A 14,640-nucleotide genomic window follows, 5' to 3' on the forward strand; every position below is an offset into this window, starting at 1 on the left:
TGCGCCTGGCTTGATGAGCAGGCCGCATCAGGTAGTGCGCAGATATCGTTTGATGCGCGGTTAATGACTATTGACAATCCAGCCACATCGTTCTGGATCCCTTCTATGATCTTCCAAGGATTTGGCCCGCTGCTGTGGGCCGGCACGGTCGAGACCGTGAAGCTCGCGGTGCTGTCGCTCGCCGCGTCGCTCATACTGGGCCTCGCGGGCGCGGCCGCGAAACTGTCGACCAACCGGGTGCTCAAGTCGGTCGGCACGTTCTATACGACGCTGATCCGCGCGGTGCCCGATCTGGTGCTGATGCTGCTGCTGTTCTACGGGATCCAGATCCTGCTGAACGACGTGACCGACGTGCTCGGCTGGGACCAGATCGACATCGACCCGTTCGTGGCCGGCGTCGTGACGCTCGGCTTCATCTACGGCGCGTACTTCACCGAGACGTTCCGCGGCGCGTTCCTCGCGGTGCCGCGCGGCCAGCTCGAAGCGGGCTTCGCGTACGGGATGAGCGGCTGGCGCGTGTTCCACCGGATCCTGTTCCCGCAGATGATGCGCTTCGCGCTGCCGGGCATCGGCAACAACTGGCAGGTGCTCGTGAAGGCCACCGCGCTGGTGTCGATCATCGGCCTCGCCGACGTCGTGAAGGCGTCGCAGGACGCCGGCAAGAGCACGCTCGATTTCTTCTTCTTCACGCTCGCCGCAGGTGCGATCTACCTCGCGATCACGACGGTGTCGAACCTCGTGCTGCACCACCTCGAGAAGCGTTATTCCGTCGGCGTCCGGAGGCTTGCACTGTGATCGAACTCGTCAGCCAGTACTGGCAAAGCTATCTCTACACCGACGGCTACCGCTTCAGCGGCCTCGCGATCACGCTGTGGCTGCTGGTCGTGTCGATCGCGCTCGGCTTCGCGCTGGCCGTGCCGCTCGCGATCGCGCGCGCGTCGTCGAACCGCTGGATCTCCGGCCCGGTGTGGCTCTATACCTACGTGTTCCGCGGCACGCCGCTCTACGTGCAACTGCTGATGTGCTACACCGGCATCTACAGCCTGCAGGTCGTGCATAACCACGTGCTGCTCGACACGTTCTTCCGCAACGCGATGAACTGCACGCTGCTCGCGTTCGTGCTGAACGAATGCGCGTATGCGACCGAGATCTTCGCGGGGGCGATCAAGGCGACGTCGGCCGGCGAGATCGAGGCCGGGATGGCCTACGGGATGTCGCGCTTCAAGCTCTATACGCGCATCATCCTGCCGTCCGCGCTGCGCCGCTCGCTGCCGAGCTACAGCAACGAAGTGATCCTGATGCTGCACGCGACGACGCTCGCGTTCACCGCGACCGTGCCCGACATCCTGAAGGTCACGCGCGACGTCAACTCCGCGACGTACATGTCGTTCCAGGCCTACGGCATCGCCGCGGTGCTGTACGCCATCGTCGTGTTCACGCTCATCTGGGTGTTCCGCAAGCTCGAGACGCGCTGGCTCGCGTACCTCTCGCCGCGCGGTCACTAACGTATTCGCAAGGAAGGACCAAGCATGTACAAGCTCACCGTTGACAACCTGCACAAGAAATTCGGCGACAACGAGGTGTTGAAGGGCGTGTCGATGAAGGCGAAGGCCGGCGACGTGATCAGCATCATCGGCTCGAGCGGCTCCGGCAAGAGCACGTTCCTGCGCTGCATCAACTTCCTCGAGCAGCCGTGCTCGGGGCAGATCACGATCGGCAGCGAGCCGATCCAGACCGCGCGCGACCGCACCGGCTCGCTGCGCGTGGCCGACCAGAAGCAGCTGCAGCGGATGCGCACGAAGCTGTCGATGGTGTTCCAGCACTTCAACCTGTGGGCGCACATGACGGTGCTCGAGAACGTGATCGAGGCGCCGATGGCCGTGCTCGGGATCAGCAAGGATGAAGCCGTCGCGCGGGCACGCAAGTATCTGGAGAAGGTCGGCCTCGCGCCGCGCGTCGAAGGCATGTATCCGTCGCATCTGTCGGGCGGCCAGCAGCAGCGCGTCGCGATCGCGCGCGCGCTCGCGATGGAGCCCGAGGTGATGCTGTTCGACGAGCCGACGTCGGCGCTCGATCCGGAACTCGTCGGCGAAGTGCTGAAGGTGATGCAGAAACTCGCCGAGGAAGGCCGCACGATGGTCGTCGTCACGCACGAGATGGGTTTCGCGCGCAACGTGTCGAACCACGTGATCTTCCTGCATCAGGGGAAGATCGAGGAAGAGGGCGATCCGCGGGAGATTCTCGTCAATCCGAAGAGCGAGCGGCTCGGCCAGTTCCTGTCGGGGCGGCTCAAGTAAGCGGGCGCCGCTGCAGCCTGGAACGCTAAATGCTTGTTTCGGACGACTCTTTCGATCGAGGAGCGCCGCGATGAGCACGCCGACCCCTACCGCGTTTTCCCACGTGAAGCCGCAGGACACCGCATATCAAGGCGACGGCCTGCGCGACTTCTTCCTGTATCGCGATCTCGGCATCGCGGCCGCGACGAACGGCAAGGTCGTCGCGCAACTCGTCAGGGCGAATCATGCACCGACGGCGGGCACCGGCTGGCACCGTCACGAGGCCGAGTTCCACATCGTGATCATGCTGAAGGGCTGGGCGCGCTTCATGTACGGCGACCGCGAGACGCTGGTGAACGCCGGCGACTGCGTGCACCAGGCGCCGGGAATCGTGCATTACCTGTTCGACTACTCGCCCGACATGGAGTATCTGGAGATCGTCGGGCCGGCCGATTTCAAGTCGATCGACGTCGAAGGGCCATGCGACGTGCCTGCGCCGACGCCGTGGGGCGACGCGGGCGCGTAGACCCCATTCGTTTCGGATGCGACGCATCCGCGTGCCCGCGACAGACCGCCTTCGGGCGGTTTTTTCTTGCCCCTTTTCGGGTATCGGGCGCGGCTTCGCTGATTCGACCTCCGAAGCATCTGCCGCGTAATGAAATCGAAACAATAGACGGCAGTTTGTCAGCCTCGCGTGACGTTTCGTTACACGGTGTCAAAGATCGTCAATTCGACGCGGTGCGGTGCACGGCGTGTCGGCGGCCGGCGTTAAGGACGTAACCGCCGGACCACCGGCTGGCCTACCCAGGAGAATGTCCATGACCCGCATCGCGAAGATCCTGACGGTGACGGCCGTCGCCTGCGCCACCCTCGTGCCGGCGCTGGCCGAAGCCCATTCGCACCGCGTGTGCCATTTCGATCACCACCATCACCGCGTGTGCCGCTGGGTCCGTTGACCGGCGGCGCGGTACTCCCGGCATGTCGCCGGGCCGTTTTTCCCATTCAGGCAAATCAGGAGAGGATCATGAAAAAGACGATGTTGATCGCCGCGCTCGTCGCGGGCATGGGTGTGTCGATCGGTGCATTCGCACAGGTTCCGGCCAGCGCGCCGGCCGGCACGACCGGGCTGTGCAAGGACGGCTCGTTCTACTCGGGCGCGTCGAAGAAGGGCGCATGCGCCGGCCATAAGGGCGTGAAGACGTGGTACGGCGCATCGTCGGCAGCCGCGGCCAGCGCACCGGCCGCGGCCCCCGCGACCGCGGCTTCCGCGTCCCCCGCATCCGGCGCCGCCCCGGCGAAGAGCGCGCCCGCAACGACCGCCGCGGCGGCGGCCGGCGGTGGCGCGGGCAAGGTGTGGGCCAACGACAGCACGAAGGTCTACCACTGCTCGACCGACAAGTACTACGGCAAGACGAAGCACGGCGGCTACATGTCGGAAGCCGAGGCGAAGTCGAAGGGCTACCACGCGTCGCACGGCAAGGCCTGTTCGTAACGCCGGCGCAACGCGCGAGCGTTGCCGCTCGCGCACTGCCAGCCATCGCGCCCCGCCACCCCGGCGGGGCGATTTCTTGTGCAACGCCGATGTGCCGCGCCGATGGTGGCGATCCCGCGCGGGTTCAGTGCACGTGGCCGGATTGCGTCTCGGCCGTCGCCGCATCGCAACCGGCCGCGCGCGCGTCGAGCAATGCCCGCAGCGTCACGTAGTGCGTGCCGTTCGCACCGCCGTCCGTATCGGCGGTGCGATCGTACGGCTCGTTGTCATGGATCGTCGCCCGCACGATCGGGTAGATCTGCGTTTCCCAGCGGCTGCCGTTGAACACGCCGTAGTGGCCCGCGCCCGTCTGCACGTGGTGGGTTTTCAGGTACGGCGGCAATCCCGAACACAGCTCCTGCGCGGCCACCGTCTGGCCCACGGCGCAGATGTCGTCCTTCTCGCCCTCGATCGTCAGGAGCGCGGTGCGGTGGATCGCGGCCGGTTCCACCAGCCGGTCGCCGACGGTCAGCTCGCCGCGCGCGAGCGCGTATTGCTGGAACACCTTCTCGACCGTTTCCAGGTAGAACTCCGCGGTGAGGTCGGCCGTCGCGAAGTATTCGTCGTAGAAGTGGCGCAGCGTGTCCGCCTTCGCGGGGTCGCCTTTCGCGCGCTCGTAGTACAGGTCGGCGAACGACGCGGCATGGCGGTCGGGATTCATCGACATGAACGCGCCGACCTGAACGAAGCCCGGATACACGCAACGCTGCGCACCGACGAAGCCGGCGGGTACCACGCTGATCAGGTTGCGTGCGAACCATTCGATCGGCTGGCTCGTGGCGAGCGCGTTGACCTTCGTCGGATTCACGCGGCAGTCGATCGGCCCCGCCATCAGCGTCAGGCTCGCGGGCTGGGCCGGATCGCCGGCCGCGGCCATCAGCGCGACCGCCGAAAGCGCGGCGACGGTCGGCTGGCAGATCGCGAGCACGTGCGCGTCCGGGCCGATCTGGCGAATGAAATCGATCACGTGCCCGACGTATTCGTCGAAGCCGAAGCGCCCGGCCGACAGCGGGATATCGCGCGGGTTGTGCCAGTCGGTGATGTACACGTCGTGATCGGCCAGCATCGTGCCGACCGTGCCGCGCAGCAGCGTCGCGAAATGCCCCGACATCGGCGCGACGATCAGCACGCGCGGCTGGCGCGCAACCGGCCGCGCCTTGCGGAAATGCAGCAGCGTGCCGAACGGCGTGGCCGCCGCCGCTTCCTCGACGATCGGCACCGGTTCGCCGTCGACGTCGATCGACGCGATGCCGAACGGCGGACGCCGGTGCGAGAACGCGCAGCATTCGAGCAGTTCGCACAGCGCGTCGACCATGCGGCCCGTCGGCGTCGACGTGGCGGGCGGCCACAGCGACATCGTCGCGCGCGTGGCGGCCGCCCAGGCGCGCGCCGGGCGCAGGCATTCGGCAGACCATTGGTAGAACGGGTAGGCAAGCAGGTTCATGGCCGTCGCTCGTTGCGTCATGTTGCGTCACGTTGTGTTCAGCGAGGCAAGCCGTGTGCCAGCGTGCGGCTGGCACGCGCGTTGCACGCGGTTCGCGAACGTGGCGATCCACACGGCGATTCAGGTGGCGCGTGCAGCCTGACGGCCGGACGCGCTGCGATGCCGCCGCGGGTTCGCGTACCGGCCGTGCCACGGTAACGTGCGGCGCTGCGCCAGTTCGGCGAATGCGCCGCACAGGTGTGGTGCGGTTCGTGTGGCGCGGCGTGCGCTTTCGGTGCAGGGGCACGAACGGCAATCAGAAGGGGAGCGACATGGAACCGACCGGACAGACGACGTTGACCATCAGCAGCCGCAATTACTCGTCGTGGTCGATGCGCGGCTGGCTGCTCGCGAAGCTGAGCGGGCTCGCGTTCGAGACGGTCAGCGTGCCGATCGATGCGGCATCGCGCGCGGAGCTGCTGCTGCTGTCGCCGTCGATTCTCGTGCCGTGCCTGACGCACGACGGCAGCACGGTGTGGGACACGCTCGCGATCGCCGAATACCTGAACGAAATCCGGCCGCAGGCGCGGCTGCTGCCCGACGACCGGCATGCGCGCGCGCATTGCCGGTCGATCTGCGGCGAGATGCATTCCGGGTTCAGCGCGCTGCGCTCCGCGCTGCCGATGAACCTGCGGGCGCATTTTCCCGGTTTCCGGATCTGGTCGCGTGCGCAGCACGACATCGAGCGCATCGTGACGATCTGGCGCGAGTGTCTCGCCGCGTACGGCGGCCCCTGGCTGTTCGGCGATCAGATCGGCATCGCCGATGCGATGTACGCGCCGGTCGTCACGCGATTCCTGACCTACGACGTGAAACTCGAGCCCGATATCGCCGAGTACTGCATGCGCATGCTCGCGCACCCGTTCGTGGCGGAATGGATCGACGCCGCGAAGGCGGAGCATGAAGACATCGACGAACTCGACATGGAGTTCTGACCTGGCGCGCGATGCCCGTTGCTGCGTTCAATCGGGCTACAGCCACGCGCAGCGAAACGAATCGCCGAAGCGGCTGCGCAACTCGCAAACGTTTCACCTTGATTTTTGCCGGAAACGAGTGCGAATTCCCTAAAGGATGCCCGTGCCGATGACGTTAATCGGGCACGGGGATGACTGCCGACCGCCTGCATGCGACATGCGGCGCGCAGTCCGCAACAACCAGCGCTGAGGGGAACCATCATGAATCGTCAGCAATCGTGGACGCGTACGGCCGCGCCCGGCGAGATCATCTACTCGGAGGGCTTCGCCGGCGAGCCCGTCATCTTTCTGATCGCCGAAGGCAAGGTCGAGCTGTCGACGCGCTGCGACGACAAGCGCGTCGTCGTCGCGACGCTCGGGCGCGGCGAATTCTTCGGCGAATCCGCGCTGCTCGCATCCGAGCCGCGCGCGCATACCGCGAAGGCGCTGTCGTTCTGCCAGCTCACGGTCGTGCCGGCCGCGCTGCTCGACGAGGAAATCGAGCACGTGTCCGCGCTGCTCCGTCATATCGTGCGCACGATGATCCGGCGCGTGAAGCGCAAGGACGACCAGCTCGCGACCTATACGCACGCGGACTTCATGCCGGGCGTGCTGTCGTATGCGCATGTGCTGTCGCTGATGGCGGGCGCCGACGCGCGCGGCTCGGACGACGCGTGGTCGCGGCGGCCGATGCAGGCGCACGCGGCGGAGACGTCGGTGCCGCTCGCGGAAGTGATCCGCCGCTGTCGCGCAATCGCCGGCCATTCGCGCCCGCACGTGCTGGCGATGTTGCGCCGCATGGAGAAGCTCAATCTCGTCACGATCGAAGCCGCGCAGGCCGACCATGCCGGCGGCGCGGCCGATTACACGGCGTCGTCGGATGCGCGCCAGGTCGTCACGTTCGACGCCGCGCGCGTGATCGATCGCGCGCAGCAGGTTGCGGATCACGATCTCGACCTGTCGATCAACAGCGAGCTCGAGCTGATCGAGCTCGCCGATCTCGAAGCGCTGATCGGCGTCGACCGGAAGCTGCTGCTCAACAAGCTGTCGCACGGCGAGATCGCCGACGAGGTGTTCGCGTTCCGCAAGTCGAAGGTGCTCGGTTACGTCGAGCAGCAGGGGGTCGCGTATTTCTCGCGACGCAATCCGCGCGCCGGCGGCGACGTGCGTGCGCTCGAGGATATCGTGTCGGTCGATCAGCGCACGCTGTTCGACGTGATCAGCGCATTCGATACCTACGATCTCGCGAAGCTGATCGCGAGCCTCGACGATCGCGCGGTGGCCGACAAGCTGTTCTCGGTGATGACGGAAGCGCGGCGCAACGAGGTGTCGTGGGTGATGCGCCGCGAGCTGAAGCTCGACCCGATCGAGATCGAGGAGATCGAGCGGCGCGTGCTGGATGCCGTGCGCGCGGCCAAGGCGCCGGCTTCATCCGCGCCGTTGGCTTCATCCGCGGCGTAACGCGCACTCGACGGAGACGCATATGGACCTGTTGACCCTGGCCGGCGTGCTGCTCGGCGGCGCGGCGATCGTGTTCGGCTTCGCACTGGAAGGCGGACACTTTTCGATGCTGTTCCAGTTCGAGGCGCTCGTGATCGTGCTCGGCGGCACGCTCGGCGCGGTGATGATCCAGAACACGTGGGCGCGGTTCTTCGACGCGGTGAAGCAGTTGCGGCTCGCGTTCGTGCGCGCGCAGGAAGTCGACCGCAAGCACCTGACCGACCTGCTGGAGTGGGGCGATCGCGCGAAGCTCGACGGCTTGCTCGCCTTCGAATCGATGGACGTGAGCGGCATCCATCCGTTCGCGCGGCGCGGGCTGGAACTGCTTGCGAACGGCGTGTCGACCGCCGTGCTCGAGGACGCGCTGCAGCGCGAGCTCGACGCGTACGAGCGCAGCCGGCTCGCGGCCGCGCGCGTGTGGCAGCAGGCCGGCGGCTACGCGCCGACGTTCGGCATTCTCGGCTCGGTGCTCGGGCTGGTGCAGGTGACGAGCCACATTCTCGAACCGGCGCAGCTCGGGCCGGGCATCGCGGTCGCGTTCATCGCGACGCTCTACGGCCTCGCGTTCGCGAACCTCGTGTTTCTGCCGCTCTACGGCAAGCTGCGCGCGCAGATCGACAGCGAGCTGCGGTTCCGCAAGCTGTATCTCGACGGCCTGCTCGCGATCTCGCGCAAGGAGTCGCCGCATACGATCGAAACGCGGCTGACCGGCGACGTGCGCGGCCGCGCGGCGGAGTCGCTCGCATGACGCACCGGGAGCTTCGACATGACGGCTCGAACTGACGGCGCGCGTGCGGGCTCCGCCGCCGATCGCGATGGAGAGGGCGATGAAGCCGAGGGCGCGCAGTCCGGACGCTGGCTGATCTCCTACGCGGATCTCATCACGACGCTGATGGTGCTGTTTCTCGCGCTGTACGTGCTGCAGCTCGCGAAATACAACGCGCTCGATGCGCGCTATCAGACGCTCGCGCGACACGACGGCGGCACCGCGAGCGCCAGGGATGCGCTACCCGACCGCGCGCCTGGCTGGCTGGCGTCGCTCGACGCGCTGAAGACGGCCGGTCGCATCTCGCTCGTGCGCGCGTCGCACGGCATCGAGATCGGCATCGACGCGAAGATCCTGTTCAACGTCGGCGATGCGCGCTTGCTGCCCGACGCGACGCCGGTGCTGGGCCGGATCGCGCAGGCGCTGAGCGAGCATGCGACCGGCGACATTCTCGTCGAAGGGCATACCGACAGCGTGCCGATCGCGACCGCGAAATACGAATCGAACTGGGAGCTGTCCTCTGCGCGGGCGGGCAGCGTCGTGCGCTATCTGGCCGATCGCGGCGTCGCGCCGCACCGGCTCGCCGCGATCGGGCGGGCCGATACCCAGCCGCTCGTCACCGGTGACGACGCGGCCGCGCGGGCGCGCAACCGGCGGGTGACGATCTTCGTCGCGTATTGAGCGTGCGTGCCTCGACGGGCACGCGACGGCCGCCCGTCGACGACATATCGGATCTCGCATGACGAATATGTGAACCGGGCGATGCGATTTCGCGCGCGCCTGCCGATAACCCAAGCTGGCTCAGACCGAGCGGTTATCGAGGGTGTCCCATGCATTTCTGGCGCAAGCTGTCCATTCAGAACAAGCTGATTCTCAGCATGACGAGTTGCCTGCTCGTGTTCGTCGCGATTTCGAGCGGGTTGAGCGTGCGTCTGATCGGCAACGCCGTGCGCGATCGCGTCGTCCGCGAGGCGCTGCCGACGGCCGTGAACGGCATCCGCGCCGACGTGCAGCGGCAGATGGCCGGGCCGATCGCCGCATCGCGCATCCTCGCGCGCGATGCGTTCCTGCTGCAATGGGAAGCCGACGGCGAGCCCGACGCCGGCACGCGCAACTGGGTCCAGCTGGCGAAGAGCGTGAAGGACGAGCAGAAGGCTGCGTCCGTGCAGTGGGTGTCGGTGAAGAGCGGCAACTACTACAACGAAGCCGGTCTGCAGCGGAAGGTCACCGACCAGGATCGGTGGCTGACGACCTTCCTCGCGTCGGGCCAGCCCTACGACGTGAACATGGATCGCGAGGTCACGCTCGGCGGCTACATGATGTTCATCAACAGCCGCGTGGAGCTCGACGGCACCCCGATCGGCGCGGCCTGCATGAGCTTGTCCGTCGATGCGCTCGCGAAGGGGATCGCCGCGTACCGGATCGGCGATACCGGGTTCGCGTACCTCGTGCGGCCGGACGGCGCGATCATGATGCATCGCGATACGTCGCTGATCGACGGCAAGCATTTCCTGAAGGACGAACCGGGCCTGCCGGGCGACGCCTCGTCGACGCTGCTGGCCGGCAAGCCGTATGCGTACCTGAGCTACGACGGCGACGGCGGTGCGCGCTTCGTCGCGACGTCGTTCATCCCGGAGCTGAATGCGTACGTGGTCGTCGAAGTGCCTCAGGCCGAACTGCTCGGCCCGGTGACGCGTGCGATTCGCAGTGCGGCGCTGGTCGCCGCGATCGCGGGCCTCGGTGTCGCGCTGGTCGTGATCTGGCTGGTCGGGCGCGCGATCGCCGCGCCGATCCGGCGTGCGGCGACGCTGCTGTCGGAGATCGCGAGCGGCCAGGGCGACCTGACGCGCCGGATGACGGTCGAAAGCGAGGACGAGATCGGCCAGCTGTCGGACGCGTTCAACCGCTTCGTGTCGTCGTTGTCGACGCTCGTCCACCGGATCCGCGCGGCGTCCGCGTCGATCGCGACCGGGTCCGCGCAGATCGCGTCGGGCAATGCGGATCTCAGCGAGCGGACCGAAGGGCAGTCGAGCAACCTCGAGCGGACGGCGTCGTCGATGGAGGAAATCACGGCGGTCGTGCGCAACAACACCGAAACCGCGACGACGGCCGCGAAACTGATCACCGGCGCATCCGATACGGCGCTGCGCGGCGGGCAGGTCGTGGGCGAAGTCGTGACCACGATGGAGCAGATCAGCGACGCGTCGCAGCGGATCTCCGAGATCATCGTGATGATCGACGGCATCTCGTTCCAGACGAACATCCTCGCGCTGAACGCGGCGGTCGAGGCGGCACGCGCCGGCGAGCAGGGACGCGGGTTTGCGGTCGTTGCGTCGGAAGTGCGGAACCTCGCGCAGCGCAGCGCACAGGCGGCGAAGGAGATCAAGGCGCTGATCGAGCACAGCGCGGGGACGGTCGACACCGGGTCGCGGCTCGTCAGCGAGGCCGGGAAGGTGATGCGCGATGTCGTGTCGCAGGTGCAGGGCGTCAGCGCGATGATGAGCGAGATCGCCGAGGCGAGCCTGGAGCAGAGTGCGGGCATCGACCAGATCGGCGACGCGGTGCAGTCGCTCGATCAGATGACGCAGCAGAACGCGGCGCTGGTCGAGGAAAGCGCGGCGGCCGCGGAGAGCCTGAAGCAGCAGGCGGCGGAACTGACGCGACTGGTATCGGCGTTCAAGGTCGATGGATGAAGCCTGCGCGACGTTAGAATGACGCGTTTCCGAGGGGCCGCTGCCGTGGGATCACGGCAGCCGGTTTGGCTGTCGGCGCGGGATTCTGTGACGTCATAATAATGAAGCGCATATCAAGATTGAAGGTCGGGGTGGGGGCGGTGGTTGTTGCGGCGGTGCTCGCCGCGGTCGGGGCGAAGGTGATCGCATCGCCGGCGGAGTCGTATCTTGCCTACCGGAAGCAGGCCGCGGCGGCCGTGGCGGCGGCCCGGACGGAGGATCGGGCGGGCCTCGACCGGCAGTACACGGCCGACGTGAATGCACGGCTCGTCAAGCTGATCGGCACGGTCAGGGCGAGAGGGTTTGCCGTGAAGGCGGGGGGCACGGTGCAGAGCGTCGGTCCCGTCGACGGGATGCCGCCGGGGCCCGACGGCCTGTCCTTCAAGTCGGACGACGGCAAGACGAACCTCGTCGTGACGACCGTGCCGTTGCTGAAGGCCTGGGCCGGCACGGCGGACGCCGGCATCAAGCCGACCGATGACGTTGCCGCGATGTTCGACAATGAAACGCTTTACACGGATGTATTCGGCGACGCCGCCGCGGCGTTTCGCTTCGCCGAGTTGCCCGTCAAGCGGCAACCGGCCGACGGCGTGGTGAAGGCGTGGCTGCTGGGTGAAAGCCAGGACGGCGTGCCGGACGGCCCGAACACGCTGGCCGTGTCGGTCCGGCAGGGCGAACGGGTCTATATCCTGTGGAAGAGCGTGACGCTGCGTCCGATCGCGGCTTGCAGCGCGGCGCGCGTGCCCGAGGACGCGCGGCAGGCGTGTTTCGCCAGACAGGTGGTGTCTCAGCGAATCTACCCGCGGCTGGTCGCGCAGGCGCAATCGATGGCCGATGTCGTGGTCCGATAGCGATCGACAGCGGACGGCAGCGGGAGTCGATCGCGCGGCGCGATTCGACGGCGACGGATGGCGGGTCGCGTCGGACGCATGACGGGCAGCGGCATCGCGCGGCGCCGCCCGTCGTGACGCCGTCCGACGATCGGATTCAAGGCGAACGCAAGGCCTGCAACCCCAGCGTGAGCGCGTTGAACGGCATCTCCGCGGCCCCCATCGAAAAGCTCGTGGTCTTCGCGCTCGCCCCCAGCGTGTGCATCAGCGCATGAACGATCCGCTCGCTCGCATGGCCGTCGCCATACGGATTGCTCGCGCGCGCCATTTCCTCGTACGCGCTCTCGCTGTCGAACAGCCGCGACGCCTCCCAGACGATCCGCTCCTGGTCCGTGCCGACGAGCCGCGCGGTGCCTGCCTGGATCGCTTCGGGCCGTTCGGTCGTCTCGCGCGTGACCAGCACCGGCTTGCCGAGCGCCGGCCCTTCCTCCTGGATGCCGCCCGAGTCGGTGATGATGAAATGCGAGCGTGACATCAGGAATACGAACGAAAGATATTCCTGGGGTTCGATCAGGTAGATGTTCGGCACGCTGCCGAGCAGCGCGCGCGCCGGCTCGCGCACGTTCGGATTCATGTGCAGCGGATAGACGAACTGCGCATCGCGATAGCGGTTCGCGAGCGTGCAGAGCGCCTCGCAGAAATGCCGGAACGGCTCGCCGAAGCTCTCGCGGCGATGGCCGGTGATCAGCACGACGCGGCGGGACGGATCGAGAAACGGAAAGTGCGCGGCGACCTTGTCGTTGAGCGTGGTGTCGTGGTCGAGCATCCGTTTGACGTCGTGCAGCGCATCGATCACGGTGTTGCCCGTCATCACGACCGTGCCGGCCGGCACGCCCTCGCTGAACAGGTTGTCGCGCGCCTGGCTGGTCGGCGCGAAATGCCATGACGACACCGCGTCGGTCACGCGGCGATTCAGTTCCTCCGGCCACGGCGACCAGATGTCGCCGCTGCGCAAGCCCGCTTCCACGTGTCCGACCGGCAGATAGCGGTAGAACGCCGCGAGACTGACGGCCAGCGTCGTCGTCGTGTCGCCGTGCACCAGGACAACGTCGGGACGCAAGTCTTCGAAGACGATCCCGACCGCCTGGAGAATGCCGGTCGTCACGTCGGTGAGCGTCTGGCTCTGTCGCATCAGATTGAGATCGTAGTCGGGCTTGATGTCGAACAGCGTGAGGACCTGATCCAGCATTTCCCGATGCTGGGCGGTAACGCATACGCGGGCGTCGACATCCTTGCGCGCCTTCAGCGCGCGGACGAGCGGCGCCATCTTGATGGCTTCCGGCCGGGTCCCGAACACAAGCAAGATCTTTTTCATCGTTGTCCTCGTTGAGCATCTTCGCACCGGACGACATGGCACCTGGCGCCCGGCATGACTGCAGGCGACCCGTCCTGTCTCCGCACGCGTCCACGCCGGCCGCACGACAGGCGGCGGCGTTGCGGGGCGAGCGCACCGTGTTGGTCCGCGCGGTTTCCACCACGAAATCCTCGGACCACGGCCGTCCCCTTGCACCTCGTCAATCACGTCATGAGCGTTCCTCGCTGTGTCGATCGACACGTCCTTTCGTTACACGGATCGCGTCGCCGCGCGCCGGCGCACCCGGAAGATGATTACGATCTCGATACAGCAATATTCAAACCAGCGGCGCTGCGGCTGGGTCCGATTCGCGCGGCACGCCGCGCTTGCTTACAGAACGTTTCACAACTGCTACGGCTGCCATATCGGTGGATGGGCGCGATACAGATAAACATGCGGCCATTCGCGCGATCGGTCCGGTCGCGTCATCCGAAGAACGGCGACACCCGTCGGGCATCGATTGCCGTGAAAACCGCATGCATCTTCGAAACGCATTGAATCGCTTCGATCTACGAATTTTGTCTGGGCAATGAACGGGGTGTCGGCGATCGTCCGATTCGAGTCACGCGCGAACGATTCGTCTGCCGAGCCGCGGCGTTCGTGCTGCCGGCGTCGACAGGTGCGAAACGTTGCGTATCTGTAACGCACGAACGGAATGCTGCTGGCATACCCGCATGACGGCCATCCGATGCGCGCGGCGGCCGGTACCGCGCAGGTCTGCCGGCCGCGGTGCACGCGACGTCGATTCGCGATGGACTGCGTCCCGAAGCCGCATCGTGCAGGGCGACGCGCGCGGGATGAACCGACGATACGCCGCGCGACCCGAACGAAGCGCGATGTCGACCGCACAGGGTGTGCAACAAGCTGATTCGTCGGTGAATCAAAAACACCCGGCCGCCACCCCGGCGGCATCCGCCGCGCGAACGCCGGCCCTTGCTGCACGAGGCATGGCGGCCGATGGCTCGCCGCTTGCTTGTTCTGGGCGGACAGGTGCGTTCCGACGCGTTCCAACGACAGCAAACGGACAGGGACGCGAAAGCAACGAATCCGGAAAGCGGCACGACACGCTCGTTCGGCGCGGAAGACGGCCGCGCTCGCATGACGAACCTGCGGCCGCTTCCCATTGACATCCGCGCGATCCACGGCCCGGGCTCA

At 66.7% G+C, this 14,640-nt stretch carries 14 protein-coding genes; 12 read left to right on the plus strand and 2 right to left on the minus strand.

The features are described from left to right. Positions 1-105: 105 nt before the first annotated feature. The 6 genes from U5771_RS02335 to U5771_RS02360 all read left to right on the plus strand — a co-directional run bounded on the left by U5771_RS02335 (position 106) and on the right by U5771_RS02360 (position 3,768). A complete protein-coding gene (locus tag U5771_RS02335; RefSeq protein ID WP_322022467.1) occupies positions 106-795 on the plus strand; it encodes an ABC transporter permease in 690 nt (229 codons plus the stop codon). Further along, entirely contained in the window at positions 792-1,505 is a 714-nt protein-coding gene (locus tag U5771_RS02340; protein WP_322022468.1) for an ABC transporter permease, read from the plus strand. The genes U5771_RS02335 and U5771_RS02340 overlap by 4 nt, the downstream gene beginning before the upstream one ends. Positions 1,506-1,529: 24 nt before the next feature. Next, a complete protein-coding gene (locus U5771_RS02345) occupies positions 1,530-2,297 on the plus strand; it encodes an ABC transporter ATP-binding protein (RefSeq protein WP_322022469.1) in 768 nt (255 codons plus the stop codon). Between the two features lie 70 nt (positions 2,298-2,367). Then, the gene (locus U5771_RS02350) at positions 2,368-2,802 is read left to right on the plus strand and encodes a cupin domain-containing protein (protein ID WP_322022470.1); all 435 of its coding nucleotides are present in this window, start codon (positions 2,368-2,370) and stop codon (positions 2,800-2,802) included. A gap of 292 nt (positions 2,803-3,094) precedes the next feature. Next, complete coding sequence (locus tag U5771_RS02355; RefSeq protein WP_185500349.1) at positions 3,095-3,232, plus strand: HHHH-motif protein; 138 nt, start codon at positions 3,095-3,097, stop codon at positions 3,230-3,232. 68 nt (positions 3,233-3,300) lie between these two features. Beyond that, positions 3,301-3,768, plus strand: a complete 468-nt coding sequence (locus tag U5771_RS02360; RefSeq protein WP_322022471.1) for a hypothetical protein — start codon at positions 3,301-3,303, stop codon at positions 3,766-3,768. Positions 3,769-3,892: 124 nt separating this feature from the next. On the opposite strand, the gene U5771_RS02365 is transcribed toward U5771_RS02360, so the two are convergent. Further along, positions 3,893-5,251 carry a polyhydroxyalkanoate depolymerase gene (locus U5771_RS02365; RefSeq protein ID WP_322022472.1) on the minus strand — a complete coding sequence of 453 codons (1,359 nt, stop codon included), beginning with the start codon at positions 5,249-5,251 and terminating at the stop codon, positions 3,893-3,895. Positions 5,252-5,562: 311 nt separating this feature from the next. Between U5771_RS02365 and U5771_RS02370 the strand changes: the two genes are divergently transcribed. The 6 genes from U5771_RS02370 (at position 5,563) to U5771_RS02395 (ending at position 12,092) form a co-directional block, all read left to right on the plus strand. Continuing rightward, entirely contained in the window at positions 5,563-6,225 is a 663-nt protein-coding gene (locus U5771_RS02370; RefSeq protein ID WP_322022473.1) for a glutathione S-transferase family protein, read from the plus strand. A gap of 240 nt (positions 6,226-6,465) precedes the next feature. Continuing rightward, on the plus strand, positions 6,466-7,704 hold the full coding sequence (locus tag U5771_RS02375) for a cyclic nucleotide-binding domain-containing protein (protein ID WP_322022474.1): 1,239 nt from the start codon (positions 6,466-6,468) through the stop codon (positions 7,702-7,704). Between the two features lie 22 nt (positions 7,705-7,726). Then, entirely contained in the window at positions 7,727-8,491 is a 765-nt protein-coding gene (locus U5771_RS02380; RefSeq protein WP_322022475.1) for a flagellar motor protein, read from the plus strand. Between the two features lie 18 nt (positions 8,492-8,509). Then, entirely contained in the window at positions 8,510-9,190 is a 681-nt protein-coding gene (locus U5771_RS02385; protein WP_322022476.1) for a flagellar motor protein MotB, read from the plus strand. Positions 9,191-9,339: 149 nt separating this feature from the next. Further along, entirely contained in the window at positions 9,340-11,202 is a 1,863-nt protein-coding gene (locus tag U5771_RS02390) for a methyl-accepting chemotaxis protein (RefSeq protein WP_322022477.1), read from the plus strand. Positions 11,203-11,303: 101 nt separating this feature from the next. Continuing rightward, a complete protein-coding gene (locus U5771_RS02395) occupies positions 11,304-12,092 on the plus strand; it encodes a hypothetical protein (RefSeq protein WP_322022478.1) in 789 nt (262 codons plus the stop codon). Between the two features lie 136 nt (positions 12,093-12,228). Here the strand turns inward: U5771_RS02395 and wecB are convergent, their stop codons facing one another. Then, the gene (wecB, locus tag U5771_RS02400; RefSeq protein ID WP_322022479.1) at positions 12,229-13,446 is read right to left on the minus strand and encodes a non-hydrolyzing UDP-N-acetylglucosamine 2-epimerase; all 1,218 of its coding nucleotides are present in this window, start codon (positions 13,444-13,446) and stop codon (positions 12,229-12,231) included. Between the last annotated feature and the right edge of the window lie 1,194 nt (positions 13,447-14,640).

The organism is Burkholderia sp. BCC1977, assembly GCF_905339595.1.
Taxonomy (GTDB): Bacteria; Pseudomonadota; Gammaproteobacteria; order Burkholderiales; family Burkholderiaceae; genus Burkholderia.